Source organism: Nonlabens tegetincola (assembly GCF_002954355.1).
Classification (GTDB): domain Bacteria; phylum Bacteroidota; class Bacteroidia; order Flavobacteriales; family Flavobacteriaceae; genus Nonlabens; species Nonlabens tegetincola.
The window spans coordinates 104,729-123,057 of the sequence record NZ_MQVV01000016.1 but is presented as its reverse complement, the minus strand read 5'-3'; the positions used below and the strand labels follow the sequence as shown (position 1 = coordinate 123,057).

15 protein-coding genes are annotated in these 18,329 nt (G+C 35.2%); 3 read left to right on the top strand and 12 right to left on the bottom strand.

From position 1 onward, the window contains the following. Positions 1-38: 38 nt before the first annotated feature. From BST93_RS09905 to BST93_RS09870, 8 genes are all read right to left on the bottom strand, one after another. Entirely contained in the window at positions 39-2,147 is a 2,109-nt protein-coding gene (locus BST93_RS09905) for a DUF349 domain-containing protein (protein WP_105019277.1), read from the bottom strand. Positions 2,148-2,214: 67 nt separating this feature from the next. Beyond that, on the bottom strand, positions 2,215-3,006 hold the full coding sequence (locus BST93_RS09900; RefSeq protein ID WP_105019045.1) for a shikimate dehydrogenase family protein: 792 nt from the start codon (positions 3,004-3,006) through the stop codon (positions 2,215-2,217). Next, on the bottom strand, positions 2,981-4,000 hold the full coding sequence (locus tag BST93_RS09895) for a DUF368 domain-containing protein (protein ID WP_105019044.1): 1,020 nt from the start codon (positions 3,998-4,000) through the stop codon (positions 2,981-2,983). Before BST93_RS09895 ends, BST93_RS09900 begins: the two co-directional genes overlap by 26 nt. Before the next feature lie 3 nt (positions 4,001-4,003). After that, a complete protein-coding gene (locus tag BST93_RS09890) occupies positions 4,004-4,954 on the bottom strand; it encodes a DUF368 domain-containing protein (protein ID WP_308736870.1) in 951 nt (316 codons plus the stop codon). Between the two features lie 50 nt (positions 4,955-5,004). Next, positions 5,005-6,276 (bottom strand): adenylosuccinate synthase, encoded by a 1,272-nt coding sequence (locus BST93_RS09885; protein ID WP_105019042.1) that lies wholly within the window; start codon positions 6,274-6,276, stop codon positions 5,005-5,007. After that, positions 6,276-6,743, bottom strand: coding sequence for a Fur family transcriptional regulator (locus BST93_RS09880; RefSeq protein ID WP_042280240.1), 468 nt, complete (start codon positions 6,741-6,743; stop codon positions 6,276-6,278). The genes BST93_RS09885 and BST93_RS09880 overlap by 1 nt, the downstream gene beginning before the upstream one ends. Positions 6,744-6,745: 2 nt before the next feature. Next, positions 6,746-8,947 carry a RelA/SpoT family protein gene (locus tag BST93_RS09875; RefSeq protein WP_105019041.1) on the bottom strand — a complete coding sequence of 734 codons (2,202 nt, stop codon included), beginning with the start codon at positions 8,945-8,947 and terminating at the stop codon, positions 6,746-6,748. Positions 8,948-9,136: 189 nt separating this feature from the next. After that, positions 9,137-10,246, bottom strand: a complete 1,110-nt coding sequence (locus BST93_RS09870) for a M42 family metallopeptidase (RefSeq protein WP_042280239.1) — start codon at positions 10,244-10,246, stop codon at positions 9,137-9,139. A gap of 99 nt (positions 10,247-10,345) precedes the next feature. Between BST93_RS09870 and BST93_RS09865 the strand changes: the two genes are divergently transcribed. The 3 genes from BST93_RS09865 (at position 10,346) to BST93_RS09855 (ending at position 12,690) form a co-directional block, all read left to right on the top strand. Next, positions 10,346-11,137: a DUF4294 domain-containing protein gene (locus tag BST93_RS09865; protein WP_105019040.1), complete on the top strand. Its 792-nt coding sequence runs from the start codon at positions 10,346-10,348 to the stop codon at positions 11,135-11,137. Between the two features lie 109 nt (positions 11,138-11,246). After that, positions 11,247-12,176: a DUF6268 family outer membrane beta-barrel protein gene (locus tag BST93_RS09860; RefSeq protein ID WP_105019039.1), complete on the top strand. Its 930-nt coding sequence runs from the start codon at positions 11,247-11,249 to the stop codon at positions 12,174-12,176. A 151-nt stretch (positions 12,177-12,327) separates the two neighbouring features. Further along, positions 12,328-12,690, top strand: a complete 363-nt coding sequence (locus BST93_RS09855) for a DoxX family protein (RefSeq protein ID WP_105019276.1) — start codon at positions 12,328-12,330, stop codon at positions 12,688-12,690. Here the strand turns inward: BST93_RS09855 and BST93_RS09850 are convergent. From BST93_RS09850 to BST93_RS09835, 4 genes are all read right to left on the bottom strand, one after another. Further along, on the bottom strand, positions 12,687-13,037 hold the full coding sequence (locus BST93_RS09850) for a DoxX family protein (protein WP_105019038.1): 351 nt from the start codon (positions 13,035-13,037) through the stop codon (positions 12,687-12,689). The genes BST93_RS09855 and BST93_RS09850 overlap by 4 nt on opposite strands. A 711-nt stretch (positions 13,038-13,748) precedes the next feature. Then, on the bottom strand, positions 13,749-14,156 hold the full coding sequence (locus tag BST93_RS09845; protein ID WP_181072602.1) for a protease complex subunit PrcB family protein: 408 nt from the start codon (positions 14,154-14,156) through the stop codon (positions 13,749-13,751). Between the two features lies 1 nt (position 14,157). After that, positions 14,158-15,297: an N-acetyl-alpha-D-glucosaminyl L-malate synthase BshA gene (bshA, locus tag BST93_RS09840; protein WP_105019036.1), complete on the bottom strand. Its 1,140-nt coding sequence runs from the start codon at positions 15,295-15,297 to the stop codon at positions 14,158-14,160. Positions 15,298-15,306: 9 nt separating this feature from the next. Next, on the bottom strand, positions 15,307-18,279 hold the full coding sequence (locus BST93_RS09835; protein ID WP_105019035.1) for a serine hydrolase domain-containing protein: 2,973 nt from the start codon (positions 18,277-18,279) through the stop codon (positions 15,307-15,309). Positions 18,280-18,329: the final 50 nt, after the last annotated feature.

Below are 18,329 nucleotides of genomic sequence, written 5' to 3'. Positions count from 1 at the left end.
TCAAGGCTTTTTTTAGAATTAAGAGAAGTTTAATCTGCTTATTCTTCCGATGTAACCTCAGTGGTTACTTCTTCTTGTTGAGCCAATTGACGTTCAAGTATATTAACCTGCTTTTGTTTTTCTTTTACCACGTCTAGCTCTTTCTGTAAATCTGCTATATTTTTCTTTTGTGCTAGTATCAATGGATTTTTGTCATCCTTAGAATTAAAAAACTGAAGGTTATTTTGCAGTTGTAAAATTTCCTTTTTTATCTCATCCTGACGTTTTCTCAAGTAAAAACGCTCGTTTTTAAAGTCTCTTTCATTACCATTTTCTAACGAGCTCAATTTGTTTTGATATTTTAGCATTTCTGCATCTACCTCACTTAAACCAGCTGCTTTAAATTTAGCTTTAACGAGTTTCTCAAACTTATCTTGAATAAAACGTTTTGAGTAAGGCACGCGTCCTATCGCAGACCATTGATCCATGAAAGATTGAATATCCGACTGCATAGCCTCTTTATCATCCTGTGGCAACATTTCCTTTAAAGCATCATAAATCTTAAGCTTTGCTTCGTAATTTTCTTTCTCTTCTACAGTAGCAGCTTCTTTTTGAGCATTCTTTTTATCAAAGAAAGCGTTACAAGCCTTTTGAAAACGTTTCCAAATCTTGTCACTATCTTTTCGAGGTACGTGACCTATTTTTTTCCAGTCTGCCTGAATACGCTTCATAACCTGTAGGCTTCCAGCGAAATCTTCAGAGTTTTGATGTTCTTCGGCAATAGCGATGAGATCCATTTTCTTTTTAAGATTCTCATTTTGCTCGTCTTTAAGCTCTTTATAAAAGTTGTTTTTGGCTCTATTGAATTCCCTAGTTACCGATCTATATTGATCCCATAAATCATTATTCACATCTTTAGGGGCTGCTCCTGTATTTTTGAATAACTCCTTGAGTACGTCAATCTCTTTTAAACGGTCTTGCCATTCTTTATGAGATTTAGCACCTGTTTCAGTTATTTTTTGAACCTCGGCGATGATGTTTTCCTTCACCATCTTATTGTGTTCTTGTTGTTTATCACGCTCTTTATAAAATTCTTGACGTTTGTCATGAATTACTTTTGTAGCTGCTTTAAATGATTCCCAAGTAGGGTCTCTGTGTTCTTGAGCTACTGGACCTACATCTTCTTTCCACATGCGGTGTAATTCCTGAAGTTCACGTAGCGCTTTGTGAATATTGTCTTCTTGTCCTAATTCTTCAGCGCGAGCTATTATTTTATGACGTAGTTCAAGGTTACGTTCAAAGTCTTTATCACGTAATTCTTTAGACAGGTCTATGTAGTCATAAAAGTTTTGGGTAGCAAGTCTATAATCTTCCCAAGTGATGTTGTAAGCATCATGCGGAATAGGACCTGTAGAACGCCAGTTTTCTTGTAAATCATGAAACTTTTTGAAAGTGGTACCAATGTTTTCCTCTTCGGTAATCAAGGTTTTAATTCCTTCAATAATCTCACGACGTTTTACAAGATTAGCTTCTTGCTGTGCACGACGTTTTCTTTGAAATTCTCCTTTTTCCTTACGATATGTACGGTGTAAATCGTTAAATACCTTAGTAAGCTCGTTATTGTATTCAAACTGTGGTGCTAGTGGATCGTCAGAAGGTGGATTCTCTTTTTCAAACTTTGCCTTTTCTTTCTCGTGTATCTCAGCATCACGCTTTTCAAAGTTCTTTTTAATTTTTTCTGCCTGATCTCTAAAACTATTGATGGGATATTCTTGCATCAGTTGACGCAGCTCATCAATAAGTTCCTTTTGATTCATGGTCTCGTATTCCTTTTCAGGGATTTCTACCGTATTATCCTGATTTTCATCCTTATCGGCTTCTTCATTTTCATCGATGATAGGATCAGTAGCATTTTGTACAGCTTCACTTTCTTCCACCATGGTGTCTTCATGAGTAGTAGAATGGTCTTCTGCTTTTTGAGAAGCTTTGTTGGTGCCTTCAACTGTCGTAGTTTCTTTAACAGGTTCCACCTCGATGTGCTCCTTTTCAGATTCTTCGGCCTTTTTTTGTTCTGCGATAAAGGCATTTTCAATCGCATTAGTCTCGTCGGATAGATGCTTTGCATCATTTTGTCCATCTGCTTGTGGCAGGTTGTCGTTCTTGTTCATTTTTTTCATTTAAAAAATAGGTGGGCAAGATAATCAGAATGATATGCAATTACAACGTTATGATGCCTTACTTATTCCATATTTCCCAAGCTTTTTCAGCCTGATGTACTAGCATTTGTTTTCCGTTAATGACCTGTGCGCCGTGAGCACTTGCCTTTTTCATAAAAAGAGTTTGTGGTGGATTATAAACTAAATCATAAAAAACATGTTGACCTGTTACCTGATCATAAGGAATTTCAGGAGCAACTTCGATATCTGGATGAGTGCCTAGCGGAGTGGTATTGATAATTAACCCAACCATTTTCATCACTTGAGGTGAAACGGATTTATAGTCTATCGTAAATTCATCCTTAGGATTTCTGGAAACAAATAAATAAGGAATTTGCATAGATTCTAGCGTATAGGCAACAGCCTTTGAAGCACCGCCAGTACCTAATATAAGCGCATTCTTTTTGATGGGTAAAAAAGGGGATAAGCCCTTGCCAAATCCGTAGGCATCCGTATTATAACCGGTCCACCTGTTATCTTCAATAGCTATAGTATTAACAGCACCTATATCTCTCGCCTCTGGACTTATCTCGTCCAGAATATCCATAATATCTTGTTTGTAAGGTATGGTTACATTCAAACCACGTATAATTTCAGATTTACCAGCTGTGGTGCGTGTTTGTAGGTCATAGGTTACGCTTTCGCGAAAGCGAACTAATTCACTAGCATCAGGAATTTCAAAATTTCTATACTCATGATCTTGTAAGCCTAATGATTCAAATTTTTCTGTAAAATAGGATCTAGAAAAACTGTAATCTAATCGCTTACCGATTAATCCAAAAATGCTACGCGGGATTTGTTTTATTTCCATATCGACTAAGTAAATACACAATTAAATATCCTATTAAAATCATAGCAATTGCTATCCATGTTTGAGCAGTTGCAAGATCGGGCCAGTACCTGTTGTAATCTACTAAAATCTCATTACCACTAGCATCTAAAGAAATTTCACCTGTAACTGTGCGTTGATAAATGGCTTGTTTCCAAGGCCATACAACTCCTAAGGATCCTGTTATAAATCCTATAATCATAGCGTTAGTCTGATTACGAAAGTTTTTCATCGTCCATCCCAATAGATGAGATAAACTTACCAAACCAAAAATAGAACCAGCAACAAAGACTACCAAGATTAGCAACAAATCCATATGAACACTGTCGTTCCACCATGAGAAATCCCATCTTGCGATTGCTACCATGGTGTTGAATAAAGCATTAATACTATCCACCAGTAAAAGAACGTAATTACCTAGAAGAATAAGGATGAAGCTACCACTCAATCCAGGTAAGGTCATACCGCAAATACTTACCATCCCACAAAAGAAAACAAAAAACAAATTGGTGTTTTGTGTAGCAGGATCGAGTAATGATGTTCCCACACCTATGGCTATACCTATCATTAAAATGATGATATTTTGTCGAGTCCAACTGTTGTAATTACGGGCGATATAATAAATGGAACCTAATATCATCCCAAAAAATAAAGCCCAAATAAGAATAGGGTAATATTCTAGTAATACATCAAACCCTATAGAAACAGTAAAGTAGCTTATAGCTTCACCCAGGAGTAATAGGCTTAAAAACCTACCGTTTACATAATGAAAGAAAGACCTGAATCTACCGTTAAAAAGTAACTTAAGTGCTTTGAGATTGAGTTTTTGAAGGCTGTAAATAAATTCTTCATAGAAACCAGTAACGTAGGCCACAACACCGCCGCTCACGCCGGGAACTTTGTTTGCAGTTCCCATAGCGATACCCTTGAGTATAAGTAATAACTTATCGGTAAAACTACGAGTAGGTTGACGCACGTGTTATTGTTTTTTAGCAGCCCATTTTTCTAAGATAAAAATAAGTGCAAAACCTAGCAAGGCAAGAATAAAAACTAACAGTATTTTAGGTTCTCCATCAAAGTATTGGGGTAAAATACTTTTTTCCAAAAAAGGAACTTCCTCACCGTGACTATTCACTCGTGTGCTTATAACTTTCTTCCATGGCCATAATTTGTTGAGAGAACCAATCATAAAACCTGTAAGCAAAGCCAGTGTTGTATTTTCTTTATTCTTGAATAACCAGGTTAAAATTCTTGAAAAAATCTTTAAACCAACGATACAACCAAGGGCAAATAACATCAAGTTAGTCAAGTATTTACCGACTAAAGACCAATCTCCTTGTGACAAGGCTTCAACTAGACCAGATATACTGCCTATAATTACTTTATAACTTCCTAAAAGGAGTAATAAAAAAGCGCCCGAAACACCCGGAAGTATCATAGCTATTATTGCTATGAATCCTGAAAAAATAATGTACCACCAGGTATCTGGTGATCCTATAGGTTCTGCAATTGTAATGTAATACGATATTGCTGTTCCTATTATTATGGCAAGCAGGGCAGTGCCGTTCCATCTTTTGATTTGTCTGGCTATGTATAGTATACTCGCTACCACTAAACCAAAGAAGAATGCCCATACTAGAACTGGATAGGTTTCAAGAAGATAACTAATGAGCTTTGACAGGCTTACAACTGCTATTCCAATTCCTAATATTAAACTAAGTAAGAATTTTAAGTTGTACTTTCTAATTACACCACCAAAACCAATAAGTTTTATGTCTTTAATAGCCTGAAAACTCAACCCATCAATAGTGGCTATAAGTTCCTCGTAAATTCCTGTTATAAATGCTATCGTTCCACCAGAAACACCTGGTACGACATCGGCAGTACCCATGAGTACACCTTTGAGCATTGTATTAAGATATTTTTTCAAAATAAACTTATTTAAAAAAAGCCGGTTCAAAAATGAAACCAGCTTTATGTTTATCTGTGTATGGTCTGTTTACGATCTGGACCTACACTTACTATTTTAATAGGAATTTCTAGTTCCTTTTCTAAAAACTCAATGTATTCATTGAGCTCTTTAGGGAACTGATCTACCGATGTCATTTGTGTAAGATCTTCTTCCCAACAGGCAAATTCACTATAAATTGGAGTGATGTTTTCCGCTTCTATATTGTAAGGCAAGTGCTCTATGGTTTCTCCTTTATACTTATAAGCCGTACAAACTTGTAAAGCGTCAAAACCTGAAAGGACATCTCCTTTCATCATCATAAGTTGAGTTACCCCATTAACTTGACAGGCATATTTTAATGCAACTAGGTCTAACCAACCACAACGTCTCGGTCTTCCTGTTACGGCACCAAATTCATGACCTACCTTAGCCATTTTTTCTCCTGTTTCATCAAAAAGTTCAGTAGGGAATGGACCGCTACCTACTCGTGTTGTATACGCTTTAAAAATACCAAACACTTCACCTATTCTGTTAGGAGCAACACCTAAACCTGTACAAGCTCCGGCTGCAGTGGTGTTTGAAGACGTTACAAAAGGGTACGTTCCAAAGTCAATATCTAACAAACTACCTTGAGCACCTTCAGCAAGGATTGATTTCCCTTGTTTTTGTGCTTGATGTAGGTATTCTTCAGAATCAATGAATGTCAATTCCTTTAAACGTTCTATAGCGGTGAAGAATTCTTCTTCTAATTCTTTAAGGTCGTATTGTATATCAACATTATGGAAACCAATAAGATCTTCATGCTTATCTGCAAGGGCACGGTATTTCTCCTTCCAATTGTCCAATTCTATATCACCTACACGGATACCATTTCTACCTGTTTTATCCATATAAGTAGGACCAATTCCTTTAAGGGTCGAACCTATTTTTGCTTTACCTTTTGCCGCTTCACTTGCTGCATCTAGTAGTCTGTGAGTTGGACAAATGATATGCGCCTTCCTAGAAATTATTAATCGTTCAACATAATTGATGTTGAATTGTTTAAGACCGTCTAATTCTTGTGCTAGAACTACAGGATCAATTACTACACCATTTCCTATCACGTTGATAGCTTTGTCGTGAAAGATACCACTAGGGATTGTTCTTAATACGTGTTTGATACCATCAAACTCTAAAGTGTGACCAGCATTAGGTCCTCCTTGAAATCTTGCAATGATATCGTAGTTAGAAGTTAAAACGTCTACTATTTTACCTTTTCCCTCGTCGCCCCATTGCAAACCGAGCAATAAATCTACTGCCATTATTGATTGTTTTCCGTTGAATTTTTAACGCCGTAAAAGTATAAAGAATGATTGGTTATTTGGACATCAAAAACCTCTTCAATTGTCTTTTTTATTGACTCAATTCTAGGGTCACAAAATTCAATAACTTCATTGGTGTCTTGAAGTATTAAATGATCGTGTTGCTTGTCAAAATATGATTTCTCATAATAGGACTGATTTTGACCAAATTGATGCCTGCGCACCAATTTACATTCCATAAGTAAATCTATCGTATTATAAAGCGTGGCGCGACTTACGCGATAGTTTTGTTCCTTCATTTTAATATATAATGACTCTACATCAAAATGCTCATCACTGGCATAAATTTCAGCCAGGATGGCAAAACGTTCAGGTGTTTTCCTGTGTTTGTTATCACTAAGAAATTGAGTGAAAACATTCTTCACGATTTCCTGCTCCTTTTCCAAATTGTTAATAATTTCACTCATTATTACGATCTCGTTACTTTGTCTATTCCGTTTATTTTATTCAGATTTTGCATCAACGTTTGTAAAATCTTTTTATTAGTCACTACTACTGTAATCTCACCTTTAAAAATACCATCATCACTACTGAAGCTGATACTTTTGATATTTACGCTCATAAATTCTGAAATGACTTGTGTCACTTCTTGAACCAATCCCAGTCTATCTATTCCTGTGAGTATAAGATCTGCCTTGTGCTCACGTTGAGTAGAATCAATCCATTTTGCACTTATTATACGATATGCAAATTTACTCTGTAAACTAATAGCATTAGGACAATTGTTTTTATGAACCTTAATACCTTCGCTTACTGTTGTAAATCCAAAAACGGAATCTCCTGGAATTGGATTACAGCATTTAGATAATGTGTAATCTAATTGAACTTGTTCTTTACCAAATACTATGTCGTCGTAATTTTCGGTAACTTCTTGTTTATCCAAATCCGGATTAGACTTAGGCTTACGGATTTTGTTTTTTATAAAACTGTATAAAGCGTTACTACGACTACTAGCGTATTCTTTAATGGCTTTGTTGTCTATGACCCCTGTTCCTACTCGGTAAAATAGGTCTTGACTGGTTTTTAACTTAAAAAAGTTCACCATTTCATTGACCACGTTATTATCCAAGTTGATTTTTTGGGACTTCAGTTTTCGCGCAAGCACTACTTTTCCTTCATCGGCAATTAGTGTTTGATCTTCTTTTAAAGCACTTTTAATTTTGGAACGAGCACGTGCCGTTGTTGCATAGTCCAACCAGTTTTTAGTAGGTTTCTGGTTTTCTGAGGTGATAATATCCACCTGATCACCACTTTTTAATTCGTGAGATAGCGGTACTAATTTACCGTTTACTCGCGCGCCACGAGTGCGCATACCTACTTCTGTGTGAATGGCAAAGGCAAAGTCTAATGGAGTAGAGCCTTTAGGTAATGATTTTAAATCACCTTTTGGCGTAAATACAAATATCTCCTTACTGTATAAGTTGAGTTTAAATTGTTCAACAAAATCAACTGCGTTCACCTCTGGGTTTTCAAGAGCGTCTTGTAAACGATTCAGCCATTCCTCGAGTCCGTCTTCTTGGTTACCTTGCTTGTATTTATAATGCGCTGCGTAACCTTTTTCAGCTACTTCATGCATGCGCTCTGATCTTATTTGAACTTCTACCCATTTGCCATCTGGGCCCATCACCGTGATGTGCAACGCTTCATAACCTGTAGATTTAGGAGAGCTTATCCAGTCTCTTAGCCTTACAGGATTGGGTCTAAAATGATCTGTTACTACTGAGTATACTTTCCAAGCCAGAAACTTTTCATTTGCACGATCACTTCTAAAAACAATTCGTATTGCAAATTTATCGTAGACCTCGTCAAAGGAAACACCTTGTTTAAGCATTTTTCTACGTATACTAAAGACTGATTTATGCCTACCGTATATGGTATATTCAAGGCCTTCTTTATTAAGACTGTCGTCAATAATATCACTAAATTCCTTTATATAACGATCTTGTTCTTCTTTACTTTCCTTAATTGAGTTTTGTATATCGCTATACACCTCAGGTTCAGTGTATTTAAGACCTAGGTCTTCAAGTTCCGTTTTAATGTTGTAAAGACCTAAACGATGAGCAATAGGAGCATAGATATACAGCGTTTCAGACGCTATTTTAACCTGTTTATAATCAGGCATGCTGTCCATTGTTTGCATGTTGTGCAAACGGTCTGCAATCTTAATAATGATTACACGTACATCCTCGTTAAGGGTAAGCAGCATTTTTCTAAAATTCTCTGCTTGTGTAGAAATATCACCATCCTTTTTAAGATGCGCGATTTTAGTAAGACCATCAACAATACGAGCGATCGTAGGATTAAAAAGACGCTCTATGTCATTGAGAGAGTATTCTGTATCTTCAACAACATCATGTAATAAGGCTGCTGCTATTGCTGTGGCGTCCAGACCTATTTCTTTGGCTACAATTTTTGCGACGGCAATAGGATGGAAGATGTAGGCTTCACCAGATTTACGACGTTGTGGTGCATGAGCTTCTACAGCAATATCAAAAGCCTTACGAATAAGTTTTTTGTCCTCATCGGTAAGAGTTTGATAACTGATCTTGAGCAAGTCTTTATATCCTTGCGCAATAAGTTTGTTTTCTTCGGCTATTTCCACTTCGGTCATAAAGTAAAAGTAGTGCAACATATCGACACATACAATAGCAGTAACTAGATATAGCTTATATTATAATAGGTAAATACCAATAAAGAAGAGATATAAATAAAGTGACCCATTAAATAGAAAATGAGGCACAAAAAAAACAGGTCAATTTGTTATTTGACCTGTTTTTCCAATTATTAGTTATTGTTTTAATTAATAAAGACCTGTATTCCCATTATTGAAGTAATTAAAATCGTGATTGTTATTTATTTTTAACAGTGATTCATAAATCATTTTTATCACGTTTTCAACATCATCACGGTGTACCATTTCTACAGTGGTGTGCATGTATCTCAATGGCAACGATATTAAAGCACTAGGAACTCCACCATTAGAATAAGCAAATGCATCAGTATCGGTTCCTGTACTGCGCGAGGTAGCTCTTTTTTGATAGGGAATATCTGCAGCATCTGCAGCATCCATAATCAAATTACGCAGGTTATTTTGTATCGCAGGAGCATAGGCTAATACCGGTCCTTTACCTATAGCAGCATCTCCATTTTTCTTCATGTCGATCATTGGAGTAGTGGTATCGTGAGTAACATCAGTGACGATGGCAACATTAGGTTTAATGGTTTGTGTAATCATTTCGGCACCGCGCAAACCTATTTCTTCTTGAACAGAATTTGTTACATACAATCCAAAGTCCAGTTCCTGATTATTCTCTTTAAGTAAACGAGCTACTTCGGCAATCATAAAACCACCCATACGATTATCAAGGGCACGACAAACAAATTTGTTACCGTTTAAGACAAAGAACTCATCTGGGTAAGTGATTACTGATCCCACGTCAACACCTAGTTCTAATACTTCGTCCTTTGTAGTACAACCGCAATCAATAAATATATTATCTGGTTTAGGGGCTTTTTCATTGGCTCTACTACGAGTATGAATAGCTGGCCATCCAAAAACGCCTTTTACGATACCCTTTTTGGTATGAATATTTACCACTTTAGAAGGAGCAATCTGGTGATCAGAACCACCATTGCGTATTACGTAAATAAGTCCATCATCGGTGATGTAATTAACGTACCAGCTTATCTCATCTGCATGACCTTCAATGACTACTTTATATTTTGCATCGGGATTTATAACTCCTACAGCCGTACCGTAATTGTCAGTTATAAATTCATCTACATAAGGTTTTAAATAATCCATCCAAACACGTTGACCATTCCACTCATAACCAGTAGGCGAGGCTGTGTTCAGATAATTTTCTAGAAATTCAAGGGATTTTTTATTAAGAAGACTTTTTTCTGCCATGGATTAAAATTTAAAAACGTGAATATACTGCGCACTTAGCACTTTTTATAGTGGCAGCTTTATTATTTTTGGAATGCCTTTTGAACAGAGGTAACTGCTATGAAAAAATTACTTTTTATTCTATTGGTTTGTTTTGTGTACGCTTTCGCGAAAGCGCAATTACCAGATACACTTAAGGTAAAAGTAGACAGTGTAAAAACCAGCTCGCCAGAATATTATTTTATAGACGGTGATTCAGTGAGTGCTGTGGAACTGGACCAAATTATGCTTATTCAAAAGTTGAAATTTGACCACAAATACGAGCGTATAAGGTATTTAATCTTAAAACGTAAAACTTTGAAAGTGTGGCCCTATGCAAAACTAGCAGCAGAAAGGTTACAGGAATTGGATAAAAGGCTAGCGACATTAGAAAATACTAGGGATAAAAAACGATATGCAAAAATGGTCGAAAAGTATATCGAGGAAGAATTCACTGCCGAATTAAAGAAATTGACACGGACTGAAGGGCAAATCCTTATTAAATTAATTCACAGACAGACAGGCGACACTGCATTTGAACTGATTAAGCGATTACGTAGTGGCTGGAGTGCATTCTGGTTCAATAACACGGCAAAGATTTTTGATATTTCATTAAAGGAAGAGTACAAACCCCATATGGTTGTAGATGATTTTTATATAGAAGACATTTTAATAAATGCCTTTAGACAGGAAACTCTTGAGGAACAAGAAAGTGCTATTCCTATCGATTACTTTGAAGGCAAGTCCACCTGGAAAGCTTATACCGAGGCTTTACCAGCTAATTACGACAGCATTCAACTCGCCGAAAGAGCTAAAAGGATAAAAAAATATCGCGAGAAAAAGGCAAGACAAAGAAAGCGTAAACGATCTTAGAATGAGTGTGTTTACCTATTAACAGGTTTATTATATTCTCCTTTTCTACTAGGTGTTCTTAAATTTCTCATAATTTTATAGTATCATTGAGCGATTAATTAATAAACAAATGAGAAAATTTACCTTTTTACTATGTTTCCTTATGACTGGTGTAGCTTTTTCACAGACTACGCTAGATGTTGTGCGGTTAAATCTCGCTAGAACTTCAATGCAAGATGTTGAAGGAGATTTTGAAGAAACAGATATTTCTAACGTTAATTTAGAAATTTTATATCCTACACCATTAAGTTCCAAAACGACCTTAGTTACTGGTCTAACTGTTGAGAATACTCAAATAGACAACTTATTTAGTCTACAAGGAGCAAATTTCCCTAACATTTTTAATTCATTAGAGGACGATCGACTATTGATGACTAGATTAAATTTAGGGGTGAAAATGAAACATAGTAGAAAGTGGACGGGTAATTATGTGTTGCTACCAAAATTTGCTTCAAATTTTGATGGTGATTTAGATAATGCTTTTCAATTTGGCGCTATAGCCTTTATGGAGATGAAGAAAAACTCCAGAAGAGTTTACCGTTTTGGAATGTATTCTAGTACCGAAGAATTTGGACAAATAATTACGCCATTGGTTGGTGTGTATTATAGAACTAAAAATAGAAAGTTTACTTTAGACGCTTTATTACCTATTAAAATGGAGGCTAACTATTATTTCAGTAAGAAATTTGCTCTAGGTGCTGATTTAAGGACAAGTGTTAAATCTTATTTCCTTAATGGTTATTCTCAAGATTTATATGCTCAAGAAGAATCAATTAGATTCGGTTTGTATGCTTCCTACGGATTGTTTAAAAACCAAGTTTTAGCTCGTATTAAAGCAGGTTTTGATACTACTGACTATGGTGTGTATAACACAGGAGATAAAGTAGGAGCACAGGTGCTAACTTTCCAGGTGAGTGGTGATGATCGTAATAGATTAAATGCCGAATTTGACAGTAGCTTTTTTGTAGGCTTGGATCTTATTTACAGAGTTGGTCTATAAGTATAATTAAAGATAGAAAATCAAAAACCCTTCTAACAGAAGGGTTTTTTTTGTCCTTTACATGAAATAATAAATTGCTAACATTGTTTTGTTTAATTATTAACATAAATTGTTAGACATTCGTATACCTTTAAAAATAAAAGTTTTAGAAATGGAGTACGTGATTATCGCCCTTAAAATAATTGTAGCAGTAAGTTTATTGAATGTTTGGTTAGTTCAAAGAAACAAGAAAACAAAATGGAGAGGTGGCGACGCCGATACGCTAGTTGAGGAATTCAAAGTTTATGGATTACCTGTGCAAGTATGTTATATTGTTGGTATCCTCAAGGTGTCATTATCTTTATTATTGATAGCTTCTATATGGGTAAGTGGAATTGAAAGCTATGCGGCTTTAGGGTTGGCTGCCTTATTGACTGGATCAGTAGTTATGCATTTAAAAATTGGTGATCCGCTTTATAAATCTTTTCCAGCAGCCTTCTTTCTGACCTTGTGTCTATTTATTTACTTGTATTAGATATAGGTGTAAAATTTAAAGGCTAAGAACGCATTTAACAAGGAGAAGAGTAGAGCAGGAGCTGATAATGGTAGGCTGTCCTTAATTCTAAGTCGGGTAAAGAAACCTAACGCCATTAAAACGGCTAGTCCTAACGCTCCTATAAAGGATAACCACCAAACTGACATCAAGTAACCGATAACCAGACTGGATCCACCTAATATTTGAAGTAATCCAGTAATTTTGCGATATTGAGGTATACGGAATCTAATGAACTCTGCTTTCATTTTTTTCGAATACAAACAGCTGAATCCATAAAATATAAAACTAAGCCCAGAGAATAATGTAACAACTAGTAAAGCCTTCATTTGTAGTATATATGAAGTACAAGCTAATTACTGAATTTTCAAATTATCCCAAAAAAGATATAAAAGATAAAAGCCACTTGCGAGAGCAAATGGCCTTTATACACTAGTCAAAACAACTTCTTTATAATTTACAAAACTTAACTTGGATAATTAATCCAGTACAAATGTAGTGCATAAAGCTTAACGAACTAATTACGAAAAGGTTAGAGATCTTTCATTGTTAACATATGTTAAAATATTTATTAAGGCTTATTTGTTAACATTTCCCACGTTATCAATATGTTATGCGCGCATAATACCGATATTAAGTTTTAAAGGGATCAATTAATATTTTAGACAAACTGTAAGATAATTCTGTTGTAAGAATCGACGAAATCATAGTTTGCTATGCATAATTATCATTTATTCAAGTAAAAATTAAAAAAGCGTACGCTCAAATTACGTATAAATAAGAATCATTCAATATATAATAGGTTTGTTGAGATTTTCATAATGCAGTATGATTATTTGTACTTTAATTATGTGATTCCTTAATTATGAATATATTCTTATCAATATAATCATATAACTCAGTAATTAATGATGCTTTTGGTATTAATAACTGCATTTAATGAATTTATCGTAATTCTATATTTATACATAATCATATTGAACTATAATAAATATTATGTCAAATAGAAATACAGCATTCTGAGAAGAATACTTTACTTGTTACTTCCATCTGCAAATAACCTTATTACTGCTATATGGTATTCTTATTACCATCATTGGTTGTGTTATAGCCATAGTTACTAGATCCTCTTTACCTGGTCCTTCTACTTCAAAATAATACATCATAGTATTTTTTTCTTTAGAAATAACCGGAGACTTAATTTGATAACCACCCGTATTTCTTGTACCAGCACATACTACGGCAATAAATTCTTTGTCAAAATCAATATTAGAAACGGATTCTAATTTGCCATTTCTAAAACTATCTACATATTGTGTCCATTGGTCTTCATCATCAAGTATTCGAATTTTTTGATCTGTACAGTCACTTATTTGTGATTGATACAGTATTTCATATCCGGTTTCTCGTCTTTCTTTTAACTCATTGCTAACACCGCAAGAGTTCAAATTAATCATTATTATGCTTGCTATAAATAGCCTTGTGATACAATTCTTCATATAGTGGAACTATTTTATGTATATCAAATTCTTGTGCCTTATTATACGCTGATGTTTTAAAATTACTCAAAGTGTCATCATCTTTCAATATTTTAATAGCATTTAATGCCATTTCTTCTACATTACCTACATCACTTGTATATCCTGTAATACCATTTTCATTAACCTCTGGCAATCCACCGGTATTTGAAGAAATTACCGGTGTTTTATTGGCCATTGCCTCTAGCGCCGCCAGTCCAAAACTTTCTTTTTCAGATGGTAGTAAGAATAAATCTGTAAAACAAAGAATACGGTCTATTTCGGTACTATTTCCTACCCATTTTATTTTTAATTGTAAACCTAGTTTTTTAGCATATTCCTCAGCTGCAGCTCTTTCTGGCCCATCACCGACCATTATTAAAATACTAGGTATTTCCTTACTTATTTTTTCAAAAATACTTACGACATCTTGTATGCGTTTTACAGGTCGCATGTTACTCAAATGAGTTATAATACGTTCTTGAGGAAAGGCCATCATGCTGCGGTCACAATCTTTAAATTCCTCAGAATACCTACTCATATCAATAAAATTAGGCACGACTTCGATTGAAGTTCTTATGTCAAATAATTCTAGCGTGTCTTGTTTTAAGCTATCTGATACTGATGTTACTATATTACTATTATTGATACTAAACGTAACAGAAGGCTTATAGACAGGATGATTTCCTACTAAGGTTATATCAGTACCATGTAACGTGGTGACCATTGGTAGTTCTATTCCTTGTTCCTTAAGCATTTGCTGAGCCATATAACCTGCATAGGCATGTGGTATGGCATAATGAACATGTAGTAATTCTATGCCATATTCTTGCACCACATTTACCAATTTACTACTTAATGCTAGATCATAGGGTTGATAATGAAATAAGGGATATTCTTCAACACTTACTTCATGAAAATAGATATTACGAGCCAGTAAATCTAAGCGAACAGGTTGATGGTACGTAATAAAGTGTACTTCGTGATCACGTTTTGCAAGTGCTGTTCCTAACATGGTCGCTACTACTCCACTTCCTCCAAAGGTTGGATAACAAACTATGGCTATTTTCATATTTATATTTTATTCAATAATGTGATCATAAATCACCTGCTGAATGTTAGTTCTAATATTTTCCTCAATTAAAAACTTATTATTCGCATCAGGATGAATACGATTTGCTAAAAAGACATACACAATTTCGTTTTCTGGATCGGCCCAAGTGTAAGCTCCAGTAAAGCCACTATGACCAAAACTTTGCATGCTCACACATCCACAAGTTGGGCCTACTTCATCTAATTGAGGCTTGTCAAAACCGACTCCTCTCCTAACCTCTTGATCACAGTAATAACAGAAATTAAATGTATTTATAGTCTCTTCTTTGAAATAGCTCTTACCGCCATAGTAGCCTCCTTGTAAATACATTTGCATCATTTTGGCAATGTCGTTTGAGGTAGAGAATACACCTGCATGTCCGCCAATACCACCTTGCATAGCAGCACCTTGATCGTGCACAAAACCATGAACCAGTTGATCTCTAAATACGGTGTCATTCTCAGTAGGTACAATTTCTGATTTATCAAATTTATTCCTTGGTAAATACGTTGTATTCTCCATACCCAAAGAGGCATAAAAATGGTTCTGAGTAAGTTCATTTAAATCTTGGTTATAATAGCCTTCGATGAAATCCTTTAGGATGTAGTAAGGAAAATCACTGTACTTATATTCCAACTTTTCGCGTAAGCTAGATAATCTGATGCTATTTGAAATGCTGTCTTTTAAAACAGATTTTCCATATAAATTATCTGCAACAATTAAAGAATAGCCACCTTTTTTAGTATTGCTATATAATTGTTTTAAAGGTTTTTGTGTAATACTATCTAAAGTGTTACTATAAAATGGAATCCATGGTTTTAATCTTGCATAATGACTCAGCATTTGCTTGATTGTAATATTCTCTTTATCGGTGTTTCTATATGCTGGTAGTAATTCACCTAAAGTATCATCTAAGCTTATAATGCCTTGTTCTTGAAGTTCCATCACCAAAGGTAAAGTCGCCACAATTTTGGTAACTGAAGCTATATCATATTTATCACTACTACTTACACGTCTTCTTTTATCGTAAGTATGGAATCCATAACTGGTATCAAACACAACCCTACCCTTGCGAGCTACCAAGACCTGCATTCCAGGTGCACCTTGTTGATTAATTGTATGATTAGCAATGCTATCAATTTTGGCGATCATAGCACTGCTTAAACCTGCACTTTCTGGCATAGTTGAATAGGATAACCTTCCAATACTAGGAAGATAAATTCCAGTACCTACTTTGAATTCTCCACTCGTAACCGGTAGCTTACCCTTAAAATCTCTTGCGCCAAAGATCATTTGAGCACTTACCTGTTGACTTACTTCACTATTTTGATAAGAAGCTATTATGGATTCAAAATTGGTTGTAGATTTTAATTTTCTAAACGTGTACGGATTTACAAAAGCGTCCAAGATTACATCGTGTTTTCTTGCAATCTCATACATCCAAGTTAACTCTTTATCAGAAATATTATATGATTTCCACGGTGAATCATTGGATTTATGAAATCCAATTATAACCGTGTTATAGCCAGAAAGCTTATTCATGAGTTCATCAAGACGAGCAGCTCTTACAAGATCTACTTTACTATACTTATTAAGTTGCTCTATAAAAGCGTCTCCATGATCATCTCCCATTTGAACATAAGCTATTTTCTTAGTCTCTAAGTTTTTTAAGGGTAGTAAATTACTTGTGTTTTTTAATAAGGTAACCGAGTTTGAAATGGTTTTCTCATACAATAAAACATCCTGATTCGTAATCAGGTCCTCTTGCAATCCAGACAACTCTATAGGTTTGTATTGATGCAAACCAACTAAATATTTAGCTTGCAATATTTTAACAACAGATTGTTTTAAACGATCTTCAGTAATCTCACCATTTTTTAAAGCTTCTTCGATTTTATCAATAGCTTTTGGAACATTTTCTGAAATTAACAGCACATCGTTGCCAGCTTTGAAAGCAGCTAGGTCTATGTCACCTGGAGAACTGAAATTGCTTGCTCCTTTCATATTTAGTGCATCCGTAAAAATGAGTCCTTGAAATCCTAAATCCCTTTGCAGTAAACCAGATACTACTTTTTCACTTAAACTAGTTGGATATCCTGCTCTAGTTTCCAAGCTAGGAACATTTAAATGAGCAACCATTACGCTAGCTAAATTGTTATCAATTAGCCTCTTATAAGGATACAGTTCTATTTCATTAATACGCTTTGCATCAAAACTTACGGTAGGCAAGGTTTTATGACTATCTTGATCAGTATCACCGTGACCTGGAAAATGTTTAGCACTTGCAAGTACACCTACACTCTGCATTCCATTCATAAACGCAAGTGCTTTTCTGGTAACATTATCCCTATCCTCACCAAAACTTCTGTTGCCGATGATAGGATTATCTGGATTGGTATTAATATCCACATCTGGAGCAAAATTGATATGAACACCCAAACGCTTGCAGTGTTCACCTATTCGTTTACCCACTTCGTAGGTTAATTCATCACCTGGATTGGCACCCAACGTCATGTTCCATGGATAAGCAAATGTATTCTCAAGCCTCATAGCAAGTCCCCATTCGGCATCCATACCTATCATAAGAGGTACTTTGGATAAGGCTTGTAACTCATTGGTTAACGGAGCTTGCAGTTGTGGCGTTCCTTTTGAAAAGATTATTCCGCCTATTTCATGATTCTTAATCAAATTACGCACTTTATCGATATGCGCTTTTTCTTTATTAGAAAACAAATCAACCATAAACAACTGACCTATTTTTTGCCTAGTTGTCATCTGATTGTAAATACTGTCAACCCATATTTGTTGAGCAATTACATCATCTGCATGCAATGGATTTACTGATTGTGATATTTCGGATTTTAATGATTTTGATTCCAGTGTTGGTGACTGCGCTTTCGCGAAAGCGATACCTAAAAATACAAGGCTAACTAGATAGTAGTTATAATGTTTTAAATTCATAGAAGTCTAAAGAATTACAGTAAATCAATAACTGTTCCTAATAAGGAAAG